The following is a 26,383-nucleotide window of genomic DNA, read 5'->3' as shown; positions in this document are numbered from 1 at the left end:
GGAGCCCGAGATGGAGTGGACGGTGCACCAACTCGCCGAGCGTGCCGGGGTCAGCGGCCGGACGCTGCGGCACTACCACCGGATCGGGTTGCTCACGCCCGACCGCGTCGGGTCCAACGGCTACCGCTACTACGGACCCGACACGGTCGCGCGCCTGCAACGCATCCTCCTGCTCCGCGACACCGGCCTGGCCCTGGCGGAGATCGCCCGGATCCTCGACGCGCCCGAGACCCCCACCGCCGAGGTCGAAGCCCTACAGGCGCACCTGACGCAGCTCGCCCAGGAGCGGGAGGCCCTGGAACGACGCATCAGCGCGGTCGAGCACACCCTGGAGATGCGTCGCCAGGGGCGCGAGCCACGGATGGACGTGATGCTCGACGGCTTCAACGACCGCTACGAGGCGGAGGTCGTCGAACGGTGGGGACGCGACGCCTTCGACGCGTCGAACCGGTGGTGGCACCGCAAGTCCATCCGCCAGCAGCGGGACTGGAAAGCCAACACCGAAGCCCTGATCGCCCGGTGGCGTGAGCTGCACGACGAAGGCCACACGCCGGACTCCGCCGCCGCCCAGCAGCATGCCGCCACCCACCTGGCCTGGTTCGCCGAGATCCCCGGCACCCCCACCCACGACGGCGACGCGGCACGATCGGCCGCGATGGTCTGCGGTGTCGCCGACCAGTACGAGACCAACCCCGACTTCCACCAGCTCTTCGGCGGCGAGGCGGCGGCGCGGTTGGCCGCGAACGCGTTACGCATCCACGTCCGGCACCTGGCTTAGGGCGTCGAGCAGTGCGGCCTCGCGGTCGGCGCTCAGTCCGGCGCGCCGGTCCCGGTCCAGGCCGAGCTTCCGCTCCCAGTCGAGGGTGTCCGCCAGCAGGTCCGTACGCGGCCGGTGACACAGCCCGGCAGCGACGGCCGCCGCGCCGCTGCGCGCCGACCACCCGGACCACCCCGGCTCGACCAGCCACATCGGCAGCGACTCCGGGCCCATGTACTGGGCCACGCCCTGGGCCACCAGCCAGTCGGCGTCGACGTCGACCACCGGCCCGGTGTGCCCGCCGACGGCCCGGCACAGGGCGATCCACTCACCGAAGGGCACCACCGGTCCGACCACGTCGAACGTGCCGACGGTGCCGGCCGTCGCGCTGTCCAGCAGCCAGGTCGCCAGATCGCGTACGTCGATCACCTGGGTCGGCAGGTCGGGGGTACGGGGTACCAGCATCGGTCCCCGGGGATCACGGGCGGCGCGGGCGACCCAGTAGCCGCAGCGGTCGGATCGGTCGCCGGGGCCGCCGATCAGCCCGGCGCGCGCCACCAGCAGCCGGTCTCCCACCTCGGTCGTGGCGAGGTGCTCGCAGGCCACCTTCGCCTCGCCGTACTCGGCGCGGTCGACCACGTCCAGACCGGTTGGCGGCAGGGTGGCCGCGGACTCGTCGGCACCGGGTGTGTCCCGGTCGGCGTAGACGTTCACCGACGAGACGTAACTCCAGTGTCGGGCCCGGTCGCCCAGTGCCCGGAGAGCCTGCCGGACGAATCCGGGCTGCCACGACACCTCGATGACGGCGTCCCAGTCGCGGTCGCGCAGCACGTCGTACGCCGTCGGGTCGCTGCGGTCCGCGGCGACGAGGACCGCGCCGTGGGGTACCGCCCCGCTCTTTCCACGGGCCAGACAGGTGACGGCATGCCCCCGGTCGACGGCCTGTCGGGCCACCTCCCGCCCCAGCCACGCCGTCCCGCCCAGCACCAGTGTCCGCATGGTGCCCAGCCAAGCAGCGGTGGCACGGCGCGGCCAAGGATCTCTGCCGTGGGCAGAACGCGTAGTCCCCGAGCGCGGCGCCGACCGCGTTGGAGGCCCGAGCGACTCAACGGCTATTCAGTCGTTCCAGTCGAACCGGGGCGGCAGGGCGAGGAAGTCGGCGTACCGGTGCAGTGCCTGCTCCACCTGCTTGCGACGGGCCGGGCCGAGGTCGACCAGCGGCTGCACGGTGAGGGTGACGCGGGTCTTGGCCAGCCGACGTCGCCAGGTGCCGACCACCCGGCCACCGACGACGACGGTGGCCTGGAAGACGCCGTTGCCGCCCGGGATGATGGCCTGCTTGTGCTCCGGGTCGAGCATCAGCGAGCGGTCCTTGTAGCCGAGCAGGTACTCGTCGAAGCCGGGCAGGGTCAGCACGTCGTCCACCTCGACGCGGGGCGCGTCCAGCAGCGGCGTGTGCAGCACCGCCTCGGCACCGTCGACCAGGACGGTGGTCAGGTCGGCACCGGCGGCGGCGATGCCGCGTTTGGCCTCGGCGGCCGTCAGGCCCGACCAGCCGGCGAAGTCCTGCCGGGTGGTGGGACCGTGGCTGCGGAAGTAGCGCAGCGCGAGAGTGGCCAACGCCTCGTCGCCGTCGAGCTGTCGCTGGTCGGGCGCCCACTCGTCGAGCAGGGCGAAGGTCTGCTCGGTGCCGATGTTGGGAGCGATGCAGGTGACACCGCGCTGGGCCGCATACCACAGCAGGTGGTAGCCGCGTTGACCGGTCGCGTCGATGCCGGCCTCGACCAGCGTCGCCACGCACTCGGCGCGGGTCAGCCGACCACCACCGGCGAGGGCCTCGCCCAGCACCTCGGCGGCGCGGTCCGCATCCGCCTCGGACAGGCCGAGGTGCTCCCGGCGCTTCGCCACCCCGACGAGCGCGCGTACGCCGGTCAGCTGCAACTGCCAGCGGACGTCGCGGGCCGGCACCAGGTGGATGGTGCCGCGCATCGGCCAGGTGCGCAGGGCTTCCCGCCGCTCCAACGCGGCGTGCACGTCGGCGTGGGTCGACCCGGGCAGGCGCGCCCCCAGCGACCACATGCCGCTGGCCAGGTCCTGGGCCTGCATGGCACCGAACCACTCCACCACCTCGGCCACGCTGCCCGGCGCGGCGATGGTGGGGTGTGGGCGTAGCAGCAGACTGGTCATCCGCAGTGCGAGGGCCTCGGTGCCGCTCAGCGCGGTCGTACCGGTGGATGCCACGTCGTCGGCCGCCTTCCTTCGGTGGTCGACGGCAGCATAGGCGTCGGCACCGACATCACGACCGTGCCGCGCTACCGAAGGCGGCCCCTGATCGCGCTACGCCAACATCGTTGGTGGCGGAGCGCGATCCCCCGTTCAGGCCAACAGGTGCGAGGGCGGCGACAGGATCACCGGCACCAGTGTCAACAGGATGACGTTTTCCCACCTGGTCGAGAACTGTGATCCGAGCAACTTGCGGATATCTTGAGCATGTTCGGCGCGGCGACGGTGGGCTCGTGTCAGCCCCGGCGCGGCGGTGGCACCCGGACGGCGGCCATGCCCGCCGCGGTCGCGGCCTCGATGCCCAGGTCCGCGTCTTCGAAGACCAGGCAGGCCTCCGGCGGCACGGCGAGCAGTTCGGCGGCCCGCAGGAACGGCTCCGGGTCGGGCTTGGGGCGGGAGTAGTCGCCCGCGCAGACCAGCACGTCGAACCGGTCGAGGATGTCCAACGCGGTCAGCGAGGCGGTGACGGCCTCCCGGGTGCTGCCGGAGACCACGGCGAACGGGATGCGTCCGTACGCGTCGTCGATGTGCCGCAGCACCCCGGGGATGCCGGACGCGGTGGGCAGCAACTCCTGGAAGCGCGACTCCCGGTCGGCGACCACGACCTCCACCGGCATGTCCAGCCCGTGCTGTTCGTTGAGGGCGACGACGATGTCCGCCGTCGGCCGCCCGGCCCAGGCGTAGAAGAGATCCTCGGGGAAGGCGCAACCCCACCGGTCGAGAGCGTCCCGCCAGGCGAGGTAGTGCTGGGGCATCGAGTCGACGATGGTGCCGTCGCAGTCGAAGAGGTACGCCTTGAAGTCACCGGTCGGCAGGGGCAGCATCACCGGCCCAGGCTATCCGGCGGTGGGCGAGGGTCGGCTCACCGGCTCCGGCTCAGAGCCGTCGGTACATCACCAGCAGATCGACGTAGCCGTCGGTGGGGTGTCGGAAACCCTCCGGCACCCGCCCGACCACCTCGAAGCCGAGGGAGCGCCACAGCGACACCGCGCGGGTGTTCACCGCCACCACCGCGTTGAACTGCATCGCCCGGTAGCCGTCGGCACGGGCCAGGTCGAGCACGAACTCGCCGAGGGCCCGCCCGACCCCGCGCCCGGCCGCCGTCGGGGCGACCATGAAGCTGCCGTTGGCGACGTGTGCGCCGGGACCGAGCTGGTTGGGGGTCAGCTTCGCCGAGCCGAGCACCGTGCCGTCCCGGTCGACGGCGACCACGGTGCGTCCGGGTGGCTCTACCAGCCACATCTGCCGGGCCCGGGTCTCGTCGACGTCCCGTGGCCAGGTGTACGTCTCACCAGCGGCGACGATCTCCCGCAGGAAGGGCCAGATGCCGGGCCAGTCCTCGGCCGTCGCGATCCTGATCTCCATCACCGACAAGGTTGCCAGCCCACCGCCCCGCCCGGCCACCCGAAAATCGGCCGACCGGGCGCGGCTCACAACAGCCCGGCGGCCATCGCGGTGGTGACCGCGGCGGTGCGGTCGGAGACGTCCAGCTTGTTGAAGGTACGCAGCAGATGGGTCTTCACGGTCGCCTCGCTGATGTGCAGCTCGCGCCCGATCTCGGCGTTCGACAGGCCGCGACCCACCAGGCGCAGCACCTCCACCTCCACCTCCCGGGCGGACAGTGTGCCTCGGGTCGGTCGCCGCACCTGGTGCAGCAGTCGGGTGGCCACCGACGGGGCGAGGACCGTGCCGCCCCGCGCGGCGGTGCGGACGGCGGCGATCAGATCCGCCCGCGCGACGTCTTTGAGCAGGTAACCGGCGGCGCCGGCCTCGACGGCCCGGAGGATGTCGGCATCGGTCTCGTAGGTGGTGAGCACCACCACCCGGGTCTGCGGTGACTCGGTGCGGATCCGGGAGGTGGCGTCGACGCCGTCCGCGCCGGGCAGCCGCAGGTCCATCAGTACGACGTCGGGTCGCCGGTGGCGGACCTGGGTCACCGCCTCGGCCGCGTCACCGGCCTCGCCGACGATGGTGATGTCCTCCGCGCTGGCCAACATGCCGGCCACGCCAGCCCGGACCACGGGGTGGTCGTCCACCAGCAGCACAGTGATCATCGGTAGGGCACCTCCACCCGGATCGTGGTCCCGGCACCGGGTGTGGAGCGTACGACCAGAGCGCCGCCGGCCTGCTCGACGCGGGCGCGTAGCCCGGTCAGACCGTAACCGTCGGCGGCCCGGTCGACGTCGAACCCGGTCCCGTCGTCGGCGACCTCCAGGGTGACCCGCTGGTCGTCGTGGCGGAGGAGCACGGCCACCGCGCGGGCGTCGGCGTGCCGACGGATGTTGGCCAGCGCCTCCTGCGCGGCGCGCAGCAGCACCACTTCCCGGTCGGTGCCCGGCGGCGGGCCGGTGCCGGAGACGACACAGCTCGTCGGCACCCCGGTCTCCGCGCGGAACCGCTGTGCCAACCGGTGCAGCGCCTGCTCCAGCGGGGCGTCGGTGAGCTGCGCGGGCGTCAACGCGGCCACCAGCGTGCGGACGTCGATCAGGTTCTCCCGGGCCGTCTGCCGGGCCAGCGCCAGGTGCCGGCGGGCCCGCTCGGGGTCGTCGTCCAGGTCGGCCTCGGCGGCCTGGACGAGCATCACCACGCTGGACAGCCCCTGGGCGACGGTGTCGTGGATGTCGGCGGCGAGCCGTTGGCGTTCGGCGGCGACCCCCGCCTGATGGGACAGCTGGGCCAGCTCCGCCCTGGTCCGCTCCAGTTGGGCGATCAGGTCGGCCCGCCGGGTGCTCTCCTCGACGGTGCGTTGCGACCAGACCCCCAGGACGCAGACGACGAACACGATCATCACCGCGATCAGCAGCGGCCCGACGAGGTCGTGCGGGTCCGGCAGCCGGATCGCCAGGACGACCAGGTGCACCGCGTTGAACAGCACCACCGCGAGCACCGCCGGTACGGCTGGCAGCACCATGAACACCTGCGGGCAGAGCACGAACAACAGGAAGGAGGCGTTGCCGTTGAGCAGCACCGCCGGTACGTAGAGCAGGGCCGCACCGGCGAGGTAGAGGTAGCCCCGCCAGTCTTCGACGGACTCGCGCATCAGTCGACGGCCGAAGCCCGCGTACCAACCGGCGAGGGCGAGGAACAGCGCGAGGCAGCCGATCCGGGCGACCGGCGACGACCACGCGTCGACCGCCACGGCCAGGCCGACCCCGGCCCCGGCCAGCGCGAAGTAGATGTCCCAGAGCCGGAACCGCCCGCTCCACGGGTCGGCAGCGGCGACGTCTCCCCGGCCGTCGTCGACCACCGGGGAGACGTTCGCGGTCGGCGCGGTCACCGCCCCGGCGGTCACCGGCGTGGTCACCGGGAGCGACGACTGCGCCAGCGGAAGGTGGTCAGGCACAGCACCATCCCTCCAACGCACCAAGCGGCCAGCACGAGCGCGATCCGGCCGTGTTCCCAGGAGGGTACGACCTCCTGGGTGAGGATGCTGTCCGGCAGGAACACCGACCGGAAGCCCTGCGCCATCCACTTGAGCGGGAAGAGGGAACCGACCGTGCGCAGCGGCTCGGGCAGTTGCCCGACGGGGGTGTAGAAGACCCCCGAGATGAAGGCGAGCACCAGGTAGGGCAGGTTCATCACGGCCCCGGCGCTGCGCGCCGAGTTGGCCAGGCCGCTCGCGGCGATGCCGGTCAGGGCGCAGGCGGTGGCACCGAGCAGGAACACCCAGCCGAAGGTGAGCCAGCGGCCCGGGTCGGTGGGCAGGGACAGGTCGAAGGCGGCCACGGCGATGCCGAGCAGCACGACCGTCTCGCCGACGGTCACCACCAGCGCCATCAGGATCTTGCCGATGAAGTACGCCGACGGCGGCATCGGCACCCCACGCAACCGGCGCAGGGTTCCGTCGTCGCGGTCCACGGCGATGCCGGTGCCCAGGTTGACGAAGGTGGTGGAGGCGACCCCGGCGGCGATCATGCTCGGTGCGAGGTACTGGGCGGAGGTCACGTCGCTGCCGGGATAGACACCGTCGAAGATCGTGCCGAGCAGGGCGAGGATCACCGCCGGCATGGCGAAGGTGAACACCACGGCGTCGCGTTCCCGGAAGAAGCTCTTGATCTCGATGGTCGCGCGGTGCGCGCCGAGCCGGAGCGCCGACGGGCGTCGAGGCGTACCACGCTGGACGGTGGCCGTCATGACACCTCCGCGATCAGGTCGAGGTAGACGTCCTCAAGGCTCGGTCGACTGACCGTCAGCTCCGGCACCGTGCCGCCGTAGCGGCTGGTCAGCGCCGCGACGAGCGCGGCCGGGTCGTCGGTCTCCTGCCGTCCGTCGGCCCACCGCACCACGGCGCGAGCGGCGGCCTGCCCGACAAGGGCCTCCGGCGTGGCGTCGGCGACGATCCGACCGCCGACGATCACCGCCACCCGGTCGGCCAACGCCTCGGCCTCCTGGAGGTAGTGGGTGCTCAGCAGGATCGTGCTGCCTCCGGTACCGGCCAACTGCCGGATCAGCGTCCAGAACCGGCGGCGGGCCTGCGGGTCGAAACCGGTCGTCGGTTCGTCGAGGAACAGCAGGTGAGGGCGGCCGACGATGCCGAGGGCGACATCGAGTCGGCGGCGTTGGCCGCCGGAGAGGGTCCGTACCCGGGCGGTCGCCTTCTCGGTGAGGCCGACCAACTCGACGACCTGCTCCGGGTCCCGGGGGCGGGGGAAGTAGCGGGCGAAGTGGGTGACCGCCTCCCGGACGGTCAACTCGCCGAGGTCGCCACCGTCCTGGGTGACGATGCCGATGCGGGCCCGCCAGTCCAGGTCGGCGCGGCCCGGATCGTGGCCCAGCACGCTCACCTCACCGGCGTCGCGGCGACGGTGGCCCTCCAGGATCTCGATCGTGGTGGTCTTGCCCGCCCCGTTGGGGCCGAGCAGGGCCACCACCTAGCCGGCACCGACGTCGAGGTCGAGTCCGGCGACGGCGACGGTGTCGCCGTACGTCTTGCGTAGTCCGCGGACGCGGACGGCGGGGGTTGCGGTCATGTCCCGATCGTCTGCCGGTCGGGGTGCGCCACGGGACGACCGGTGGACGGAACGCCGGTGTCCGTCGATCGGTGGACACGACCGCAGTTTGTCGACGCGAAGATCGGGTAGTCGCCGAAGCTGATCCCGATGAGGAAGGACGAGCGATGGCGGCACAGGTCAAGGCGGCGGTGATCTACTACAGCGCCACCGGCATCACCTACCAGATGGCGTCGGCGGCCGCGGAAGCCGCCGGTGAGGCGGGCGCGGAGGTACGGCTGCGCAAGGTACCCGAACTGGCGCCGGAGGAGGCGATCCGCTCCAACGCGGGATGGCACGCGCACCGGTTGGAGACCCAGGACGTGGAGGAGGCGCAGCCGGACGACCTCGACTGGGCCGACGTGGTGATCATGGGCGCGCCGACCCGCTACGGCATGGTCGCGGCGCAGCTCAAGCAATTCATCGACACCACCGGCCCGTTGTGGGCCCAGGGGGCGCTCGCCGACAAGGTCTACTCGGCCTTCACCTCCACCGCCACCGAGCACGGCGGGCAGGAGTCGACCCTGCTGTCGCTGTTCAACGTCTTCTACCACTGGGGTGGGATCGTGGTCACCCCCGGATACACCGACCCGAGCCAGTTCACCGCCGGAAACCCGTACGGGGCGTCGCACACCAGCAACAACGGCGAGATCCCGCCCGACCATGTCGCGTTGGGAGCGACCGCGTTGACCGCCAAACGGGCGGTACGCATCGGTGCGGCGCTCAAGCAGGGCCTGGCCGGCTGACCATCCCGGCACTACCGGACCGACGGTCCGGGCGGGGGCTCTCAGACCCGCCCGGACCGTCGGCCGTTCACAGCGCTACCCCCGATCGGCCCGGCTATGCCGGTGCCGCCGGGGACAACTCACCGGCCGGTGCGGGCAGCAGTTCGGGCACCAGGTCGGCGAGGACCGCCACCCCGTCGGGGCTGAGTACCGACTCGGGATGGAACTGCACTCCGGCGAAGGTGCGCCCGCGCAGCGCGTGCACCGAGCCGTCGGTGGCGTCGCGGGCCACCTCCACCGGCCCGTACCGGCTGTCGTGGCGGTCGGCGGTGGCACGGGCGGTGAAGGTGGCGTAGAAGCCGACCCGGCGGGGCGTGCCGAACAGGCTGACCGTGCGTTGCAACCCCTGGTACGGCGCGTCCCGGCGGTGCACGGGCAGCCCGAGCAGACCGGCGAGGAGTTGGTGGCCGAGACAGACGGCGAGCGTCGGATGCCCGGTGTCGAGCAACTCCGTGAGCAGGGCCCGCAGCCGGGCCATCTTCTCCGTGCCGCCGGTCGGGTCACCCGGCCCCGGGCCCACCACCACCAGGTCGTACGCCCGGATCGGCTCCTCGGCCTGCCACGGCCGGACGGTCACCGCCAGCCCGAGCGCGCCGAGCTGGTGGGCCAGCATCCCGGTGAAGGTGTCCTCCCCGTCGACGATGAGCGCCCGACGCCCGGCCAGCGCGGGCACGACCAGGGCGTCCGGCGGTCGTTGGTCCAGCCAGAACCGGGCCAGTGGGGCGTTGCGGGCGGCGAGGGCGGCCCGCACCTGCGGATCGTCGGCCAGCCGTGGGGCCGGGTCCGGCCCGGCCGGTGCCTGCGGGCCGAGGCCGAGGGCGGCCAACACCCCGGCGGCCTTGGCGTGGGTCTCCGCGACCTCGGCGGCGGGGGTGGAGTGCCGCACCAGGGTCGCGCCGACCGGCACCCGCAGCTCACCGGCGGGGGAGATCTCGGCGGTACGGATCAGGATGGGTGCGTCGAGGGTCTGCCGTCCCGCCTCGTCGTGGCCGAGCAGAGCCAACATCCCGGAGTAGTAGCGCCGCCCGACGCCTTCGTACCGGGCGATCACCCGGCAGGCGTTCTCCATCGGGCTGCCGGTCACCGTCGGCGCGAACATCGTCTCCCGCAGCACCTCGCGGACGTCCTTCGAGCCCCGCCCGGCCAGCAGGTACTCGGTGTGCGCCAGGTGCGACATCTCCTTCAGGTACGGCCCGACCACCTGCCCACCCCGCTCGGCGACGGTGGCCATCATCTTCAACTCCTCGTCGAGGACCATGTACAGCTCCTCGGTCTCCTTGGTGTCGGCGAGGAAGCGCAGCAGCGCGGCCCGGTCGGCGGCGGCACCGGTGTGCCGGAAGGTGCCGCTGATCGGGTTCATCATCACCAGGCCGTCATCGACGCTGACGTGCCGTTCCGGGCTGGCGCCGACCAGGGTGCGGGTGCCGGTGTGCACCACGAACGTCCAGTACGCCCCACGCTCGCGCACCAGCAGCGAGCGCAGCGCGGCCAGCGCGGCGGTCAGCGGGACGCCCTGCACCTGGGCGCGCAGGGTGCGGTGGATGACGAAGTTGGCGCCCTCGCCGTGACCGATCTCGTCGGCCAGCACCCGGGCCACGATGTCGGCGTACTGGTCGTCGCTGATGTCGAAGGCGGCGTCGGTGGTGCGTACCGGGGTGCTCGGCAGCGCGTCGAGCACCCCGGTCAGCGGCAGCCGGTGGCGACCGTCGATCCGCAGGCACTCCAGGGGCACCGCGTCGTCGACGCAGGCGAAGCCCCGCTCGACGACCTGCCGGTACGGCACCAGGGCCAGCGTCGCCGGGCCGACCGGGTCGGCGGGCAGTGGGATGTCGGCGAGCCGGTCGACGGTCGTCACGGTGCCGGTGAACAGGTCGACATGGTCGGCGCCGTCGCGTCGTAACAGGGCGAACGGACCAGGGTCGAGGTCGGCGGCGAGCCTGTCGAGCAGGTCGGTCAGCTGGTGCATCGGTCTCCTCGGGCCGGGCCGCCGCCGTCGGTGGCGGCCCGGTTACCGGGACTTACCGGCGGCCGCCTCGTCGGGCGGCCGCGTGGGATGAAGCTACGCGCGGGGGAGGGCCGCCGGGTAGGCGTGCCACCAGAAGGTCACGTGCGCGAGCATGCGAACACTCTACGCGTCGGTCGGTCGGTGGGGAAGCCGATCGGCGGACCCGGTGCGCGGTGACGTTCCGGCGTCACGATCGCCGGGTACGTTGACCCGCGATGAAGATTCTCGCGCTGGACCTGGGCACCTCGTCGGTGCGTGGGCTCGTGCTGGGTGACGCCCGACCACTGCCGGGGGCGTTGGCGCGTCGCCGCGTGGTGCTCACCGTCGACGACGAGGGCGCCGGCACCCTCGACGCCCGCCACTACCTGGCCTGTCTGGTCGAGTGTCTGGACGAGTTGCACGAACGGGGCTGCCTGGACGGCGTCGAGCTGGTGGCGATCAGCGGCCAGTGGCACTCGGTGGTGCCGTTGGACACCGACGGTGAGCCGCTCGGGCCGGTCCTGACCTGGTTGGACACCCGACCCGAGCCGTCGCCCACGGCGGTCGGCCCGGCCGACCCGGAAGCCTTCCACCAGCGCACCGGCACCTGGTGGCACCGCTGTTACTGGTCGATGCGGTTGCCCTGGTTGCGGGAGCGTACCGACGCCCGGGTGACGCGTTTCGTCGGCCTGGTCGAGTACGTGCTCGGTCGGCTGCTCACCGAAGCGCCGATGTCGATCTCCCAGGCTTCCGGCACCGGCCTGCTGGACCTGCACACCCTGGACTGGGATCCGGAGGCCTGCGCCCTGGCCGGCAGCGACGGCTCGGACCTGCCCGAGCTGGTCACCCGCGACTGGTCCGGAGCGCTGTGCGCCGAGTACGCCCGGCGGTGGCCGGCCCTGGCCCGGGTCCGGTGGGCGCCGCCGATCGGTGACGGCGCGGCCTCCAACGTCGGCTCCGGCTGTGTGGACCCCAGCCGGGCGGCGGTGACCGTGGGCACCTCCTCGGCGGTGCGGTTGTTGCAGCGGATGCCGGCGCACACCGAGTCGTCCGCACTGCCGCACCGGCTGTGGCGCTACCGTGTCGACCACGACCATGTGGTGACCGGGGCGGCGTACTCCTCCGGTGGGAACCTGTTCGCCTGGGCCAACCGGGAGTTGCGGCTGCCGACCGGCAAGGCGCTGGAGCAGGCGTTGGCGCTGCTGCCGCCGGACGGCGGTCGGCCGGCCAACATCCGCTTCGGCGGTGACCGTCCGCCGAGTCGCCAACCGGCCGGGCTGGGGATGCTGTGCGGGCTGGGCTTCGGCACCACCGCCGTGGAGATGCTGGCCGGGCTCATGTACGGGGTGTGTGAGCAGGTCGTCGGCGACCTGGTGGTGCTGGAGTCCACGGTGGGTCGGCCGGTGGAGGTGGTCCTCGGCGGCGGTGCGATGGCCGCGTCGACCTGGTGGCGGCAGGCGTTCGCGGCGGTGCTGGCGCCCCGGACGGTCGGCTTCGGGCGGCACCCGGAGATCGGGGCCACCGGTGCGGCGCTGGTGGCGACGGGGCGGATCGCCGATGCTGTGGTGGTGGCCGACATCGGCCGGACGGATGATCAAGAGTCGGCACCCTCGGCATAGGCTGGCGACCAGCAGTATCCTTCCTGAACCATTCTTAAGGGCTAGCGTTGACACTGCTCTCGGGCCTGGTTGGATGGACGGCGCTCCCCGGACCGCGGCGGACGCGTGGGGGAGGAGGAGCGGGTGGGTGTAGGACCGGAGCAGACGCACGGGGTGTCGCAGCATCGCCGTCGCCGGTTCGACGTCCGAGTGGTACCCCACCGACGTCGCTCCCCCCTGCGCCTGCAGGACTGGCGGATGCGCACCAAGCTGGCCACGGTACTGGTCATCCCGTCGGTCGCCTTCCTGGTCCTGGCGGGGGTGCAGACCCAGAGCCTGGTCACCCGGGCCAGCACTCTGAGTGACTTCGCCGCCCAGGTCGGCATCGGCCGGGAGATCGCCGCGCTGACCCACCGATTGCAGATCGAGCGCGACCGTACCGCCGGTGAGCTGCCCGCCCTGCGCGACGCGGTCGACGAGGAGGCGAGCGAGAAGCGGTTGGCCGTGTTGCAGCCCTACCGCGACGCCGCCGACCAGGCGGCGGCGGAGCTACGCGCGGCGGCCGAACCGCTGGCCGACGCGGATGGCGTCTGGCGGGACGTCTACGTGGTGGCCTCGCGGGCGTACGAACAGGTCGGATACATCCGCGACACGCTGAGCACGGTGGTGCTCAGCGACGAGACCATCATCGGCAGCTACCACCGCGCGATCGACGCGCTGCTGAACCTGCTCGCCCACCCGACGCCGGGCGCCGACCGGCCGGAGCTGGCCGACGCGGTGCAGCGTTACGTGCAGTTCGCCCGAGCGAAGGACCTCTCCTCGCGGCTGCGGGCGGAGTTGTACTCGGCGGCCCGGGTCGGCAGCTACGAGACCGGCGACGAGACCGAGCTGCCCGAGCTGCGGGCGCGACAGCTGGCCGCCCTCGGCGTGTTCCGGATCGCCGCGACGAACGCGCAGTCGGCCCGCTTCGACGAGATGAGCCTCGATCCGGCGTTCGCCGAAGCCGCCCGGCTGGAGGAGCAGGCGCTGTCACCGGGTACGTTCGCGGTGCTGGACGCGGAACAGTGGTGGACCGCCAGCGAGACCCGGCACGAACTGTTGCAGCGTTTCGAGTCGGAGCTGTTGGCGAGCTCGGCACGCCAGGCGGACGAGGCGAGCGAGGCCCAGCTGCGGGAGACGCTGCTGGTCGTCGGCGTCATCATCACGGTCCTGTTGACGGCGGTGCTGATCTCGGTGCTGATCGGTCGGTCGCTGGCCCGGTCGATCCGGTTGCTGCGTTCGCAGGCGCTGCGGATCGCGCAGATCGAGCTGCCCGAGGCGTTGGCCCGGCTGCGGTCGGTCTCCGGGGGCGTGCCACAGATCGAGGTCGCGCCGGCGGTGGTGCGTTCCCTCGACGAAGTCGGTGAGCTGGCCGAGGCGTTCGTCGCGGTGCACCGCAGCGCGGTCGGGGTGGCGGTCGAGCAGGCGAACATGCGCCGCAACGTCAACGCCATGTTCGTCAACCTCGCTCGACGGAGCCAGGTCCTGGTGGAGCGGCAGTTGGAGCTGCTCGACGACCTGGAACGCGAGGAAGGCGACCCCGAGCAGCTGGAGAACCTGTTCAAGCTGGATCACCTGGCCGCCCGGATGCGCCGTAACGACGAGAGCCTGCTGGTGCTGGCGGGTACGGAGTCGACCCGCCGGTGGAACCGGCCGATCGGGTTGAGCGCGGTGCTGCTGGCGGCCAGTGCCGAGATCGAGCAGTACCAGCGGGTGCGGCACGAGGCGGTGGCGGACCTGCACGTGGTCGGGCACGCGGTGGGTGAGCTGGTGCACCTGCTGGCCGAGCTGCTGGAGAACGCGACCACCTTCTCCCGGCCGGACACCGTCGTGCAGGTGATGGCCCGGGCGGAGGGGGCCGGAGCGGTGATCGAGATCGCCGACCAGGGCCTCGGCATGAGCCCGACGGCGCTGGCCGAGGCGAACGCGGTGCTGGCCGAACCGCCGGCCGCGGACGTGGCGGCGGTCGAGCGGATGGGTCTGTTCGTGGTCAGCCACCTCGCCGCGCGGCACGGCATCGAGGTGCGGTTGCACGGTGGCGTCGGTGGCCTGGTGGCCCGGGTGCGGCTGCCCCATCCGCTGCTCGCCCCGGCACCGCCGCCGAGCCTGGACCCCGAGCCGTCGCCACGGGGACTGCCCGCCGTGGCGCCTCGGTCGATCGCTCCGGCCAATCCGGGGCCGGCGGACCTGCCGGTGGCCGGGCGACGCCCCACCACCGTGCCCCGCCAGGCCCAGCCGGTGCCGGTACGCGCCGAGGACGTGCTCGCCCCGGCGGCCCCGGTGACCGGCGGTGGCGGCTGGTGGTCGCGGGAGGGGCCCTCGTCCGGGGTGGCCGCGGTAGGTGCCGGGGCACCGGCACCACCTGCCGTGCCGGTGACCGCCGGGACGAACGAGCGGGGACTGCCGATGCGGGTGCCCATGGCGCAGCTCAGCGCGGTGACCCAGCCGGCCCGCCCGGGGCAGCAGCCGGCCGCCCGTAACGATCCGGATCCGGAAGCCGTCGGCGGGATGTTGTCCAAGTTGTACAGCGGTGTGCGGCGGGCCGAGGCCGAGGAGACCACCGAGTTTCCCGTGCCACCGTTCGGGGCGTGGAGCGAAGGAGGACGGAAGTGACCACGTTGTCGCAGGAGGCTCGGGACCTGAGCTGGCTGGTCAGCGCGTTCGCGGAGCGGGTGCCCGGGGTGGCGCACGCGGTGGTGGTCTCCTCCGACGGGCTGCTGGTCGCGATATCCGACCATCTGCCCCGGGATCACGCCGACAAGCTCGCCGCGGTGACCTCGGGGCTGATGAGCATCACCGCCGGTGCCGCCCAGATGTTCGACGGGGACGTGGTCAAGCAGACCGTGGTCGAGATGGGGCGCGGCTACTTCCTGGTTATGCAGGTACGCGACGGCTCGATCCTGGCGACCCTGGCGGCGGCGGACGCCGACATCGGTGTGGTGGGCTACGAGATGGCCCGGCTGGCCAAGCAGGCGGGGGAGATGCTGACCCCTGCCCTGCGCGCCGAGTTGCAGCAGGCGCTGCCCCGCTGAGCCGCCCGGGTCACCGCACGCATTCGGGGATCGTACGTGCCTCGGCGGCGGCCCGGTTCGGGGCCGCCGCCGAGGTGTCGGTCAGATCGCGTTGTCCGCGATGACCTGGCGGTACCAGTGGGCGCTGCGCTTGAACACCCGACGCTGGGTGGGGTAGTCGACGTAGATCAACCCCCACCGCTGCTCGTAGCCCTCGGCCCACTCGAAGTTGTCGAGCAGGGACCAGACGTGGAAGCTCTCCAGCGGCACGCCATCGGCGATGGCCTGGTGGGCGGCGGCCAGGTGGTCTCGCAGGAAAGTGATCCGCCCGTGGTCCTCCACGGTGCCTTCGGCGCTGAGCACGTCGGGGGTGGGTAGACCGTTCTCGGTGACGGTGAGCGGGATCTGCCCGTAGTCGCGGGTGACCCGGGTCAGGATGTCGTACATGCCGTCCGGGTAGATCTGCTGCCACTGCGCCTCGGAGGTGGGCCAGCGGCGCGCCATGCCGCCGGAGGCGGTGACGTAGATCGGGGTGTAGTACTGCACGGCGAGCAGGTCGATCGGGCTGGAGATGATCTCCAGGTCGCCGTCGCGGATGCCGCGGACCATGCGACTGTTCGGCCCGAGGTCGGCCAGGACGTCCTCCGGGTAGCTGCCGGTCAGCGCGGAGTCGAGGTAGAGCCGGTTCTCGTAACCGTCGTAGAGGCGGGTGGCCTCGGCGGCCTCGGTGGAGTCGTCGGCGGGGTAGCAGGGGTGCAGGTTGAAGGCGGGGCCGATGCGACTGTTGCTGCCGGTGGCGCGCAGGGCGCCCACGGCGAGGCCGTGGGCGAGCTGGAGGTGGTGGGCGACCAGGTACGCCGCGTCGGGGTCCTGCCGGCCGGGAGCGTGGTGACCGGAGAGGTAGCCGTTCTGCACCACGGTCTTCGGCTCGTTGATGGTCAGCCAGACCGGCACGCGCTCGCCGAGGGCGTCGAAGACGATGGCGGCGTAGTCGGCGAACCGGTAGGCGACGTCGCGGGACTCCCAGCCGCCGGTGTCCTGGAGGCTCTGCGGCAGGTCCCAGTGGAACAGCGTGGCCATCGGGGCGATCCCGCGTTCGTGCAGGCCGTCGACGAGACGGCGATAGAAGTCGAGGCCGCGTTGGTTGGCGGCGCCGGTTCCGTCGGGCTGGATGCGCGGCCAGGAGATGGAGAACCGGTAGCTGCGCAGCCCCAGGTCGCGCATCAGATCGAGGTCTTCGGCATAGCGTTGGTAGTGGTCGGCGGCCACGTCGCCGGTGTCGCCGTTGCGGGTGCGTCCGGGGGTACGGCTGAACGAGTCCCAGATCGATTCGCCCCGGCCGTCCTCCTTGGCCGCGCCCTCGATCTGGTACGCGGAGGTCGCGGCGCCCCAACCGAAGTCGGGCGGGAAGGACCGTCGGATGTCCGGGCTCGTCGCGGTGGCCGGGTCAGCGGCCGAGTCGCCGGGCTGGCAGGCCGCGAGTCCGGTGGCCGTGGTGGCCGCGGCGCTGACGCCGAGGACAGCACTGACCGGGGTGGCGGCGGTGGCCGAGAGCGCCGCACGGCGCAGCAGGTGCCGCCTGGTGAGTATCGACATGGGTTCTCCTCATGGAAGGGATGACCGCCTGAGCCCGGGAGCGCTCCCAATCAAGGGTAGAGGGTAGGCGGTTCCGCTGTGACCGAGTCGTCGCGAGGGGTAGCGGCGGACGGCGTCGGGGGGCGGAGTGGGAGTGGGTGGAAAGGGCGCTGTCCCGGTCGGGCAGCTGGTGCGAACGGAACCGGGTGCGCCGAGTACCGCAGGCGGACCGGCGGTGCGCGCCCGGGCGGTCGGCGGGGCGTCGCGGATGGCGGTCGGCGGGCGGTCGACTGCCGTGCGGGGGCGCGCGGGTGGTGCGCGTCTGACCCGTCGGCCTCTTTTCCCATCGTGAACGGGGGTTTAGTGTGGGGACGGGGGAGGGCAACCCCCGTCCCCACCGTGTTGCGGTACACGCACGTCGGATTTGGCGTCCCAGTTGTGCGTGTCGCGCGGGAGCCGGGCCACGCGAGTGGCTGAGGATCCACCTCCCTCCACTGTGGTGGGTTACGGCTGACGGCGGTGTCCGGGCTGGCCCGCCGTCGGCCTGTGGTCTGTTCCCCGGAGCCGTGGGCACAGCACCGGGTGATATTCCGGGTGGAACTCTGTCGATGGAAGCGCTCCCATCGACGTTGCTGCGACTGTAACGCCCGTCACGGCTTTGTGAAACCCCCAAAATGAGATCGAAACAAGTCGGTGTTTCCGGAAGTCCCCGTGCTGGCATTGGGAGCGCTTCCATGGCACACTGTCGATCGACCGCGCGGAGCCAAGGTACGCGTGAGCGCGGGTCGCCGAGGGCTTCCGGCTCGTCCGGTACGGCGTCCCTGCCAGCAGCGGGAAGTAGCCGTCCAGGACGGCATCCCCGCCGTGTGTCGGCCCACCCGGGCCGCAGCGACCACCGTCCACTGACGCCTTAGTCGGACACGTTGTCCAAGGCGTCACCGCCGGGGCGCCACCGCCACCGGCCTGGTCCGAGGAGACACCGCGCAGATGAGAAACCTGGCTAGACGTCGGCGCCTGGCGTGGCTCGCCGCCGCGGCGCTGGCGCTCGGTGGGGCGACCGTCCCTGCCGCCGCCGCACAGGCCGCACCGGCCTGCGACGTGGACTATACGACGAACGACTGGAGCAACGGCTTCACCGCCAACGTCACCATCCGCAACACCGGTGACGCGATCAACGGCTGGACCCTGAAGTTCGCCTTCCCCGGCGACCAGCGGGTCACCCAGGGCTGGTCGGCCCGGTGGAGCCAGAGCGGCAACGAGGTCACCGCCGTCAACGAGTCGTGGAACGGCAGCATCCCCGCTGGCGGCAGCACCAGCATCGGCTTCAACGGCTCCTACTCCGGCACCAACGCGAAGCCGAGCTCGTTCTCGGTCAACGGCGTCACCTGCGGTGGCGCGGCGCAGCAGCCCCCGACGGTCAGCCTGTCGGTGCCCGCCGGCCCGTTCACGGCCCCGGCGACCGTGCCGCTGACGGCCACCGCCAGCGACCCCGACGGCACCATCGACCGGGTCGAGTTCTACCGCAACGGCCTGCTGGTCAACACCGACACCACCGCGCCGTACGCGTACACCCTGGAGAGCCTGCCGGCCGGTGACTACACCGTGCAGGCCCGCGCGTTCGACAACAGCGGTCTGTCGGCGGTCGCCGAGCGGTCGTTCACCGTCGCCGGCAGCACCGCGCCGGCACTGGTCGCCACGCCGGCCGCGTTGTCCGTCCCCGAGGGCGACAGCGCGACGTTCACGCTCACGCTGAGCCAGGCGCCGACCTCGAACGTCGCGGTGACCCTGGCCCGCACCGGCGACACCGACATCACCGTCTCGCCGACCTCGGCGACGCTGACCACGTCGAACTGGAACACCGGCGTCGAGGTGACCGTCAACGCGGCGGAGGACTCCGACACCGTCGGCGGCACCGCCACCATCACCGCCTCGGCCACCGGCCACACCCCGGCGACGGTCACCGTCACCGAGATCGACAACGATGTGCCCGGCGGTGACGACGAGTACGTGCAGCGCTTCCTCACCCAGTACAACAAAATCAAGAACGCGGGCTACTTCAGCCCCGAGGGCGTGCCGTACCACTCCATCGAGACGCTCATCGTCGAGGCGCCCGACCACGGCCACGAGACCACGTCCGAGGCGTTCAGCTTCTGGCTGTGGCTGGAGGCCTACTACGGCCGGGTGACCCAGAACTGGGCCCCGTTCAACAACGCGTGGAACGTGATGGAGAAGTACATCATCCCGTCCGACGCCGACCAGCCGACCGCCGGCTCCGCCGGTGACGCCACCTACGCCGCCGAGCACGACCTGCCCAGCCAGTACCCGTCCCAGCTGGACGAGAGCGTGCCGGTCGGCCAGGACCCGCTGCGGTCGGAGCTCCGGTCGACCTACAACACCGGTTCCATCTACGGCATGCACTGGCTGCTGGACGTCGACAACGTCTACGGCTACGGCCGCTGCGGTGACGGCACCACCCGCCCCGCGTACATCAACACCTTCCAGCGGGGCACCCAGGAGTCGGTGTGGGAGACCGTGCCGCAGCCGTCCTGCGACACCTTCGCCCACGGTGGCCAGTACGGCTACCTCGACCTGTTCATCAAGGAGTCCGGCACCCCGGCGAAGCAGTGGAAGTACACCAACGCTCCCGACGCCGACGCGCGCGCCGTGCAGGCCGCGTACTGGGCGCTGACCTGGGCCAAGGAGCAGAACAAGGAAGCCGACGTGGCGGCCACCGTGGCCAAGGCCGCGAAGATGGGTGACTACCTGCGGTACGCCCTGTTCGACAAGTACTTCAAGCGGATCGGCAACTGCGTCGGGGCCAGCACCTGCCCGGCGGGTAGCAACCGCGAGTCCGCCCACTACCTGCTCTCCTGGTACTACGCCTGGGGTGGCGCGTACGAGACCAGCCAGAACTGGTCTTGGCGGATCGGCTCCAGCCACAGCCACTTCGGCTACCAGAACCCGTTCGCGGCCTGGGCGCTGACCAACGTCGACGAGCTCAAGCCGCGCTCGCCGACCGCGGCGGCGGACTGGACCAACAGCCTCAACCGGCAGCTGGAGCTCTACACCTGGCTCCAGTCGGCCGAGGGTGGCATCGCCGGTGGCGCGACCAACAGCTGGGGCGGCCACTACGGCCAGCCGCCGGCCGGCACGGCCACCTTCTACGGCATGTTCTACGACGAGGACCCGGTCTACAACGACCCGCCGTCGAACCAGTGGTTCGGCATGCAGGCCTGGTCGATGCAGCGCATCGCCGAGCTGTACCTCGTCACCGGCAACGCCAAGGCCAAGGCGCTGCTGGACAAGTGGGTGCCGTGGGCCATCGAGCACACCGAGCTCGGTGAGGACTGGTCCATCCCGTCGGACCTGAAGTGGACCGGCCAGCCCAACAACTGGGACCCGGAGAACCCGCAGCCGAACAACAACCTGCACGTCGAGGTGACGGTCCAGGGCCAGGACGTCGGCGTCGCCGCCGCCTACGCCCGCACGCTGATCGCCTACGCGGCGAAGTCGGGTGACGAGGAGGCGAAGGCCACCGCCAAGGGTCTGCTGGACGCGCTGCACGAGCACAGCGACGCCCAGGGTGTCTCGACGGTGGAGAAGCGTGGCGACTACCGGCGCTTCGACGACGTCTACGACGCCTCCACCGGGCAGGGCCTGTACATCCCGCAGGGCTGGACCGGTGAGATGCCCAACGGTGACGTCATCGCCCCCGGCAAGAGCTTCATCGACATCCGGTCGTTCTACAAGAACGACCCGGACTGGCCGAAGGTGCAGGCGTACCTCGACGGTGGGCCGGAGCCCGAGTTCCGTTACCACCGGTTCTGGGCCCAGGCGGACGTCGCCATGGCCTACGCCGACTACGGGAAGTTGTTCCCCAACGGCTGAACGAACTCCTCCGGGTGGGCACTGTCCCACCCGGAGGCACCGGTCGGGCCTCGGGGGTAGAGGCAGGTCCGGTTGACGGCCTGACACCCACGGTCAGGCCGGGGTGGGTCGGCCCTCTGGCCGACGCAGCGGAGCGGTCGGCCCACCCCACCACCCCCGACTCGCCGGGCACGGCGCGCACATCGCGAAAAAAAGTGACCGCCCCGGGATCACAACCCGGCCCGGGACGGAGTAACGTACATCACCGGAGAGGCCGCTCCCCCCGTGGCGGCCTCTCCCTTATTGTCCCGGCCGTGGATCGTCCCGATCCGGCGTCGGCCCGGCCGGTGCGACCTGCGACACCGGGTGACGCAGCCCCGGATGCCCGGCCGGCAACGACCGCCGCAGCACCGCCCAACTGACCGCCAGCGCCGCCGCGACCAGCGGCCAGCTCAGCCCCACCCGGGCCCCGGCCAGGGCGAGCACATGACCGCCGAGATACAGCGGCAGGAACACCGCCACCCGCAGCAGGTAGATCCCCGCCCACACCCAACTGGCCCGGCCGTACGCCCGCAGCAACGCCGGGTCACGTCGCCAGCGCCCACGCTGTCGAAGCGCCGTGCCGACGACCACCCCGAGCAGCGGCCACCGCACCACGATGCTCACCGCGTACCCCAACGCGCTGGCCGCATTGGCCAGCAGTTGCACGAGGAAGAAGTCCTCGGCCCGCCCGGTGCGTACCACCACCAACGCGGCCACGCAGACCGCGAGCATCCCGACCAGCACCGACCGGGGTCGGTCACCGCGACGCAGCCGCCAACCGGCCACCACCGCCCCGGCCACCAGGGCCGCCACCACCGCGACCGGCACCGACCGGTCGGCGACCAGCCAGCCCGCCGTGAACGCGACCGGCGGCACGGAGGCGTCCACGGCACCCCGACGCCCGCCGAGCAGGTCGGCCAACGACTCGGAGCGCCCGAGGGCGGTCACCTCCCGCTCCGACGTACCGGTCACCAGATCCTCCTTCACCTGCGGCCAACCTATCGCCACGCCACGGGCAGGCCACCGCTCGGATGCCCGGCGGGTGCCGCTAAGTTGTGCGAGTGCGCGTGACGCCCCGGGGTGGTACTGCGGTCTGGCTGGTCGTGCTGGCCCTGATCCAGATGGCGGCTTTCCTCGCCGTCTGGCGATTCGCCCTCCACACGGAGGTCGGCCAGTGGATCGACACGGTCGCCCTCACCGGCAACCGGATCGGCCGCGACCACATCGAGGAACCGGTCGACCGGCTCCTCAACGCCATGTCGGTGGTGTCCCTGCTGGCAGCCACCGTGACGATCGGGTTCATCGCGCTGATCCGAGGTCGGGTCGCCCTGGCCGTGGCGGCGACCCTGCTGATCGCAGGCGCCAACGTCACCACCCAACTGCTCAAGTACGGGTTGGGTCGCCCCGACTACGGCATCGACCTGGAGCGGGCGTACGTCGGAAACAGCCTGCCCAGCGGGCACACCACCGTCGCCGGTTCGGTGGCGGTGGCCCTGGTGCTGGTGCTGCCGCCGAAGGCACGGGCGGTGGCCGCCGTGATCGGCGCCGGGTACGCCGCCGCCGCCGGAGTGGCGACCCTGTCGGCGGGCTGGCACCGGCCCAGTGACGCGGTCGCCGCGTTTCTGGTGGTCGGCATCTGGGCGGCGCTGGCCGGTCTGCTGCTGCTGATCACCCAACGGGAACGGGCGGAGGTCGCCCCCGGCGACGCGCACCGGCTCACCGCCCTGCTGCTGGGCGTGGTCGGGCTGCTGGCCGTCGTCGGCTGTGCCCTGGCCCTGTGGTGGTTGATGGGGGTGCGGTCCACCCCGGTGACGGACCTGTCCCGCCGACCGCTGTTCGTCGGGTACGCGGGCAGCGCCGCCGGCATCGCCGGCACCATGGCGGTGGTGATGGCGCTGGTCCTCACCGCCGTGCACCGTCTCGTCCCCCGCTACAAGGGATGAACCAACTGATCGCCGTACGGGCGGCGTTCCACGACGAGTGCGACCGGCTCGGCACGGTGCTGCGTACCCTCGACCGGGCGGACCTGGACCGTCCGACCCGCTGCACGCCGTGGACGGCGGCCGACCTGCTGGCCCACATCCGCACCGGAGTCGCCCGGCTGGCCGACATGCTCGGCGACACGCCGCCCGGCCCCGCCCAGGTCGACGCCGCCGGCTACTTCGGCGCGGCGAAGTTCACCCGGCAGGTGGACGCCGACCGGATCGAGTCCGCCCAGTCCGAGGCCGCCCGACACCGCGACGCCGCGCCGCCCACCCGGCCCGGCACGGTGCTCGACGCTGACTTCGACCGGGCCTGGCGGGCCACCCTCAGCGCGGTCGACGCCCACCCCGCCGACCGGGTGGTCCGCACCCGGCACGGTGACGCGATGACGGTGACGGAGTTCCTGCGTACCCGGGTGGTGGAGGTCGGGGTGCACGGCCTGGACCTGGCCGAAGCGCTGGAGCGGCCACCATGGTTGACCCCGGCCGCCGCCCGGTTGATCGCCGACCTGCTCACCGGCGGGCAGGCACTCCCGGCGGACCTCCACTGGGACCGACTGACCCTGATCCGCAAGGCCACCGGCCGCAGCCCACGCAGCCGAGCCGAGCAGGACGCCCTCGACGCCGCCGGCATCCGCCTGCTCTCCTTCAGCGGCTGACGCCACCCGCAGCGACCCGGTCCCCGAGTCAGACGGCGGTGCGGGGTGCCGGCACGTGCGGGGCGGCGGACCGCAGCCGGGCCAGGACCACCGGGTCGATCCGGCCGGGCGCCAGCCGCTCCTCCAGGTTCTCCAGCCCGGCCCAGTCGACCAACGCGTCCTCGGGCTCCGCCGGGTCGGCCGGATGACCGAGCGCGGTCAACAGGCCGGCGACCTCGGCGGCCAACGCGCCGGTCAGCTCCAGCAGGGTGGCCGGGTCGGGTCGGCTGAACAGCAGGGTGTGCACCGAGAGCAGCCGGTCGAGTTCGGTGATCGGGTCGGGGTGGTCGTCGACCCGCAGGTCGATCATGACGTCACCGGTGCCGCCGTACCCGCCGCCTCGGCGCACCACCAGCAGCCCGGCGCTCTGCCGGCCGCGCCGGTCACCGCCGGCCGCCTCACCGGCCCGCAACGCCGCGAGCAGCCGCTGCGGGAACCCTAGGTCGGTGCCGGCCAGCCAGGCGTCACGCAACGCGTCGACGACCTCCGGACCGGTGAGGATGTTCCCCTGCGCCGCCCAGCCGTCACCGGCCTGCCCACCGGCCCAACCCCGGCAGTGCTCCCCGGTCCAGGTGGCACCCGGCCCGGTGGCGGCCACCACACCAAGCTGCCGGTGATCGCGCTCCGGGTCGGCGGCGACCAGGCCGGCGACCACCCCGGCGGCGGAGACACCGGTCCGCAGCAACGCCAGCCCCTGCGGTCGGTAGGCCAGGTTCACGTGCGCCTGGGTGGCGAGCGCGCCGACGTCGGCCGCCGCCGCCGGCACCAGGGCACCGGCGGCCAGGAAACGGCTGGCCACGACGACACCGTGCAGCCGACCGTCGTCGGAGCGGGCCACGAGCGAGAACGTCACGCCTGGAAGGTTAGCGCTGGTGACGGCCCCGCTGCCGCCGCCGTGACCGGCCCCGACGAGAGCCAGTGATCTTTCCCGACGACCGTGCCGTGACCTTGCCCGACGACGTCGACGGCGGGCACCATCGACCGATGACGACGCGATGGGCAATGACGGTGCCGTTGAGCGGAATCCCGCTCGCTGACCACGCCGCGGTGTACGCGGCCCTCGCCGACGCCGGTTACACCGACGTGTGGTCCTCCGAGGTCAACGGGTACGACGCGTTCACCCCGCTGACGCTGGCCGCTGCCTGGCAGCCCGGACTGCGGCTGGGAACCGCGATCACACCGGCCTTCACCCGAGGGCCCGGTCTGCTGGCGATGAGCGCCGCCGCGCTCGCCGACATCGCCCCCGGCCGGTTCGCCCTCGGCATCGGCGCGTCGTCGCCGGTGGTGGTCTCCGACTGGAACGCCGTCGAGTTCACCGAACCGTTCAAGCGCACCCGTGACGTGCTGCGCTTCCTGCGGTCGGCGCTGCGCGGCGAGACCGTCGACGGCGCCTTCGACACCTTCGCCGTACGCCGGTTCACCCTGGAACGCCCCCCGGCGGTGCCGCCGTCGCTGGTGCTGGCCGCGTTGCGGCCCGGCATGCTGCGGCTGGCCGCCGCCGAGGCCGACGGAGTCATCCTCAACTGGCTCGCCGCCACCGACGTACCCCGGGCGATGGCCGAGCTGGGGCAGCGGCACGAGCAGTTCGAGGTGTCCGCCCGGATCTTCGTCTGCCCCACCGAGGACGCCGCGTACGCCCGCGCCCTCGGCCGCCGGATGATCACCAGCTATCTGACCGTGCCCGCGTACGCGGAGTTCCACCGCTGGCTCGGTCGGCAGGAGGCCCTGGCCGACATGTGGTCGGCGTGGGCGGCCGGGGACCGGCGCGGTGCCCTGGCCGCGATCCCGGACGAGGTGGTCGACGCGCTGATCCTGCACGGCTCGCCCGAGCAGTGCCGCGACCAGGCGAGGCGCTACGCCGACGCCGGGGTGGACGTGCCCATCCTGGCGCTGCTGCCGACCCCGGAGCTCACCGCCGCCGACCCGGTGGCCCTGGCCACGCTGATCGCCCGGCTCGGGCTGGACGCGAAGGAGGCGGCGTGAACCTCACCGACCGGGTAGCGGTGATCACCGGCGGGGCCGGAGGCATCGGCGCGGCGCTGGCCCGACGGTTCGTCGCCGAGGGGGCGGCGGCGGTGATCCTGGCCGACCTGGACGGCGCCGCCGCCGAGGCGGTCGCCGCAGAGGTGGGCCCGTCGGCCCGTGGGGTCGCGGTCGACGTCACCGACGAAAAACAGGTACGCGACCTGGTCGCCGACACCGAACGCCGCCACGGCCGGATCGACGTGTTCTGCGCCAACGCCGGGGTGACCACCGGCGGGGGAGTGGAGGTCGACGACGCCGGTTGGGACCGGGCCTGGCGGGTCAACGTGCTCGCCCACGTCTACGCCGCCCGCGCGGTGCTACCGGCGATGCTCGACCGGGGCAGTGGCTACCTGCTGCACACCTGCTCGGCGGCGGGCGTGCTGACCGCCGTCGGGGACGCCGCCTACACGACCACCAAACACGCCGCGGTGGGCTTCGCCGAATGGCTGTCGGTCACCTACCGCGACCGGGGGATCCGGGTCAGCGCGCTGTGCCCGCAAGGCGTCGACACCCCGATGCTGGCCGACGGGCTGGCCGCCGGGCACCTGGGCGCCCGGGTCATCGCGGCCTCCGGCACCGTGCTGAGCCCCGACGACGTGGCTGCGGCGGCGGTGGCCGGGATGGCGGAGGAACGGTTCCTGATCCTGCCGCACCCCGAGGTCGCCGACTACGCCCGCCGCCGTGCCGAGGACCCCGACGGCTGGCAGTCCGGCCTCCGCAAACTCATCCGCCGCCTGACCACCGCCTAG

General features: G+C 72.3%; 22 protein-coding genes. 10 read left to right on the top strand and 12 right to left on the bottom strand.

The genetic code is table 11. The features are described from left to right. Nucleotides 1-10: 10 nt before the first annotated feature. Complete coding sequence (locus tag FF096_RS14305) at nt 11-778, top strand: MerR family transcriptional regulator (protein WP_155218282.1); 768 nt, start codon at nt 11-13, stop codon at nt 776-778. Here the strand turns inward: FF096_RS14305 and FF096_RS14300 are convergent. The 8 genes from FF096_RS14300 to FF096_RS14265 all read right to left on the bottom strand — a co-directional run bounded on the left by FF096_RS14300 (nt 749) and on the right by FF096_RS14265 (nt 7,911). Further along, a complete protein-coding gene (locus FF096_RS14300; RefSeq protein WP_155218280.1) occupies nt 749-1,756 on the bottom strand; it encodes an oxidoreductase in 1,008 nt (335 codons plus the stop codon). The two genes, FF096_RS14305 and FF096_RS14300, sit on opposite strands and share 30 nt — an antisense overlap. A gap of 117 nt (nt 1,757-1,873) precedes the next feature. Next, a complete protein-coding gene (locus FF096_RS14295) occupies nt 1,874-2,998 on the bottom strand; it encodes a winged helix DNA-binding domain-containing protein (protein WP_309223295.1) in 1,125 nt (374 codons plus the stop codon). Between the two features lie 278 nt (nt 2,999-3,276). After that, nucleotides 3,277-3,864 (bottom strand): HAD family phosphatase, encoded by a 588-nt coding sequence (locus FF096_RS14290; protein WP_155218587.1) that lies wholly within the window; start codon nt 3,862-3,864, stop codon nt 3,277-3,279. Between the two features lie 52 nt (nt 3,865-3,916). Then, nucleotides 3,917-4,405 carry a GNAT family N-acetyltransferase gene (locus FF096_RS14285; RefSeq protein ID WP_155218278.1) on the bottom strand — a complete coding sequence of 163 codons (489 nt, stop codon included), beginning with the start codon at nt 4,403-4,405 and terminating at the stop codon, nt 3,917-3,919. Nucleotides 4,406-4,470: 65 nt separating this feature from the next. After that, nucleotides 4,471-5,094, bottom strand: a complete 624-nt coding sequence (locus tag FF096_RS14280) for a response regulator transcription factor (protein ID WP_155218274.1) — start codon at nt 5,092-5,094, stop codon at nt 4,471-4,473. Next, nucleotides 5,091-6,383, bottom strand: a complete 1,293-nt coding sequence (locus FF096_RS27300) for a sensor histidine kinase (protein WP_309223294.1) — start codon at nt 6,381-6,383, stop codon at nt 5,091-5,093. Before FF096_RS27300 ends, FF096_RS14280 begins: the two co-directional genes overlap by 4 nt. Then, complete coding sequence (locus FF096_RS14270) at nt 6,341-7,174, bottom strand: ABC transporter permease (RefSeq protein ID WP_155218273.1); 834 nt, start codon at nt 7,172-7,174, stop codon at nt 6,341-6,343. The genes FF096_RS27300 and FF096_RS14270 overlap by 43 nt, the downstream gene beginning before the upstream one ends. Beyond that, nucleotides 7,171-7,911 (bottom strand): ABC transporter ATP-binding protein, encoded by a 741-nt coding sequence (locus tag FF096_RS14265; protein WP_309223293.1) that lies wholly within the window; start codon nt 7,909-7,911, stop codon nt 7,171-7,173. Before FF096_RS14265 ends, FF096_RS14270 begins: the two co-directional genes overlap by 4 nt. A gap of 245 nt (nt 7,912-8,156) precedes the next feature. On the opposite strand from FF096_RS14265, the gene wrbA reads away from it, so the two are divergent. Continuing rightward, a complete protein-coding gene (gene wrbA, locus FF096_RS14260; RefSeq protein WP_155218272.1) occupies nt 8,157-8,774 on the top strand; it encodes an NAD(P)H:quinone oxidoreductase in 618 nt (205 codons plus the stop codon). A gap of 94 nt (nt 8,775-8,868) precedes the next feature. Here the strand turns inward: wrbA and FF096_RS14255 are convergent, their stop codons facing one another. Then, nucleotides 8,869-10,779 carry an anthranilate synthase family protein gene (locus FF096_RS14255; protein ID WP_155218270.1) on the bottom strand — a complete coding sequence of 637 codons (1,911 nt, stop codon included), beginning with the start codon at nt 10,777-10,779 and terminating at the stop codon, nt 8,869-8,871. A gap of 254 nt (nt 10,780-11,033) precedes the next feature. Here FF096_RS14255 and FF096_RS14250 point away from each other — a divergent pair, with 254 nt between their 5' ends. The 3 genes from FF096_RS14250 to FF096_RS14240 all read left to right on the top strand — a co-directional run bounded on the left by FF096_RS14250 (nt 11,034) and on the right by FF096_RS14240 (nt 15,466). Next, nucleotides 11,034-12,416: an FGGY family carbohydrate kinase gene (locus FF096_RS14250; protein WP_155218268.1), complete on the top strand. Its 1,383-nt coding sequence runs from the start codon at nt 11,034-11,036 to the stop codon at nt 12,414-12,416. A 237-nt stretch (nt 12,417-12,653) separates the two neighbouring features. Then, complete coding sequence (locus FF096_RS14245; protein ID WP_230462609.1) at nt 12,654-15,047, top strand: nitrate- and nitrite sensing domain-containing protein; 2,394 nt, start codon at nt 12,654-12,656, stop codon at nt 15,045-15,047. 5 nt (nt 15,048-15,052) lie between these two features. Next, on the top strand, nt 15,053-15,466 hold the full coding sequence (locus tag FF096_RS14240) for a roadblock/LC7 domain-containing protein (protein ID WP_155218583.1): 414 nt from the start codon (nt 15,053-15,055) through the stop codon (nt 15,464-15,466). A gap of 81 nt (nt 15,467-15,547) precedes the next feature. On the opposite strand, the gene FF096_RS14235 is transcribed toward FF096_RS14240, so the two are convergent. Continuing rightward, the gene (locus FF096_RS14235) at nt 15,548-17,041 is read right to left on the bottom strand and encodes a GH1 family beta-glucosidase (protein WP_230462608.1); all 1,494 of its coding nucleotides are present in this window, start codon (nt 17,039-17,041) and stop codon (nt 15,548-15,550) included. 975 nt (nt 17,042-18,016) lie between these two features. Here FF096_RS14235 and FF096_RS14230 point away from each other — a divergent pair. Then, on the top strand, nt 18,017-20,908 hold the full coding sequence (locus FF096_RS14230; RefSeq protein WP_196222536.1) for a glycoside hydrolase family 48 protein: 2,892 nt from the start codon (nt 18,017-18,019) through the stop codon (nt 20,906-20,908). A gap of 279 nt (nt 20,909-21,187) precedes the next feature. Here the strand turns inward: FF096_RS14230 and FF096_RS14225 are convergent, their stop codons facing one another. Further along, the gene (locus FF096_RS14225; protein WP_309223292.1) at nt 21,188-21,901 is read right to left on the bottom strand and encodes a DUF3159 domain-containing protein; all 714 of its coding nucleotides are present in this window, start codon (nt 21,899-21,901) and stop codon (nt 21,188-21,190) included. An 83-nt stretch (nt 21,902-21,984) separates the two neighbouring features. Here FF096_RS14225 and FF096_RS14220 point away from each other — a divergent pair, with 83 nt between their 5' ends. After that, nucleotides 21,985-22,872 (top strand): phosphatase PAP2 family protein, encoded by an 888-nt coding sequence (locus FF096_RS14220; RefSeq protein ID WP_309223291.1) that lies wholly within the window; start codon nt 21,985-21,987, stop codon nt 22,870-22,872. Beyond that, the gene (locus FF096_RS14215; RefSeq protein WP_155218264.1) at nt 22,869-23,570 is read left to right on the top strand and encodes a maleylpyruvate isomerase N-terminal domain-containing protein; all 702 of its coding nucleotides are present in this window, start codon (nt 22,869-22,871) and stop codon (nt 23,568-23,570) included. The genes FF096_RS14220 and FF096_RS14215 overlap by 4 nt, the downstream gene beginning before the upstream one ends. 28 nt (nt 23,571-23,598) lie before the next feature. Here the strand turns inward: FF096_RS14215 and FF096_RS14210 are convergent, their stop codons facing one another. Next, a complete protein-coding gene (locus FF096_RS14210) occupies nt 23,599-24,462 on the bottom strand; it encodes a DUF1028 domain-containing protein (RefSeq protein WP_309223290.1) in 864 nt (287 codons plus the stop codon). 149 nt (nt 24,463-24,611) lie between these two features. On the opposite strand from FF096_RS14210, the gene FF096_RS14205 reads away from it, so the two are divergent. Together FF096_RS14205 and FF096_RS14200 are read left to right on the top strand one after the other, a co-directional pair. Further along, nucleotides 24,612-25,592 (top strand): LLM class F420-dependent oxidoreductase, encoded by a 981-nt coding sequence (locus FF096_RS14205; protein ID WP_155218573.1) that lies wholly within the window; start codon nt 24,612-24,614, stop codon nt 25,590-25,592. Further along, nucleotides 25,589-26,383, top strand: a complete 795-nt coding sequence (locus FF096_RS14200) for an SDR family oxidoreductase (RefSeq protein ID WP_309223289.1) — start codon at nt 25,589-25,591, stop codon at nt 26,381-26,383. Before FF096_RS14205 ends, FF096_RS14200 begins: the two co-directional genes overlap by 4 nt.

This window comes from Micromonospora sp. CP22, from assembly GCF_009712475.1.
Classification (GTDB): Bacteria; Actinomycetota; Actinomycetes; order Mycobacteriales; family Micromonosporaceae; genus Micromonospora.
The sequence above is the reverse complement of the archived record's forward strand: the minus strand, read 5'-3'. Positions and strand labels throughout refer to the sequence as shown.

Excerpts from the sequence above, each read along its gene's own strand:
- FF096_RS14305 (WP_155218282.1), top strand. The coding sequence starts at position 11 with ATGGAGTGGACGGTGCACCAACTCGCCGAGCGTGCCGGGGTCAGCGGC.
- FF096_RS14300 (WP_155218280.1), bottom strand. The coding sequence starts at position 1,756 with ATGCGGACACTGGTGCTGGGCGGGACGGCGTGGCTGGGGCGGGAGGTG.
- FF096_RS14290 (WP_155218587.1), bottom strand. The coding sequence starts at position 3,864 with ATGCTGCCCCTGCCGACCGGTGACTTCAAGGCGTACCTCTTCGACTGC.
- FF096_RS14285 (WP_155218278.1), bottom strand. The coding sequence starts at position 4,405 with ATGGAGATCAGGATCGCGACGGCCGAGGACTGGCCCGGCATCTGGCCC.
- FF096_RS14280 (WP_155218274.1), bottom strand. The coding sequence starts at position 5,094 with ATGATCACTGTGCTGCTGGTGGACGACCACCCCGTGGTCCGGGCTGGC.
- FF096_RS14270 (WP_155218273.1), bottom strand. The coding sequence starts at position 7,174 with ATGACGGCCACCGTCCAGCGTGGTACGCCTCGACGCCCGTCGGCGCTC.
- wrbA (WP_155218272.1), top strand. The coding sequence starts at position 8,157 with ATGGCGGCACAGGTCAAGGCGGCGGTGATCTACTACAGCGCCACCGGC.
- FF096_RS14255 (WP_155218270.1), bottom strand. The coding sequence starts at position 10,779 with ATGCACCAGCTGACCGACCTGCTCGACAGGCTCGCCGCCGACCTCGAC.
- FF096_RS14250 (WP_155218268.1), top strand. The coding sequence starts at position 11,034 with ATGAAGATTCTCGCGCTGGACCTGGGCACCTCGTCGGTGCGTGGGCTC.
- FF096_RS14245 (WP_230462609.1), top strand. The coding sequence starts at position 12,654 with ATGCGCACCAAGCTGGCCACGGTACTGGTCATCCCGTCGGTCGCCTTC.
- FF096_RS14235 (WP_230462608.1), bottom strand. The coding sequence starts at position 17,041 with ATGTCGATACTCACCAGGCGGCACCTGCTGCGCCGTGCGGCGCTCTCG.
- FF096_RS14215 (WP_155218264.1), top strand. The coding sequence starts at position 22,869 with ATGAACCAACTGATCGCCGTACGGGCGGCGTTCCACGACGAGTGCGAC.
- FF096_RS14205 (WP_155218573.1), top strand. The coding sequence starts at position 24,612 with ATGACGGTGCCGTTGAGCGGAATCCCGCTCGCTGACCACGCCGCGGTG.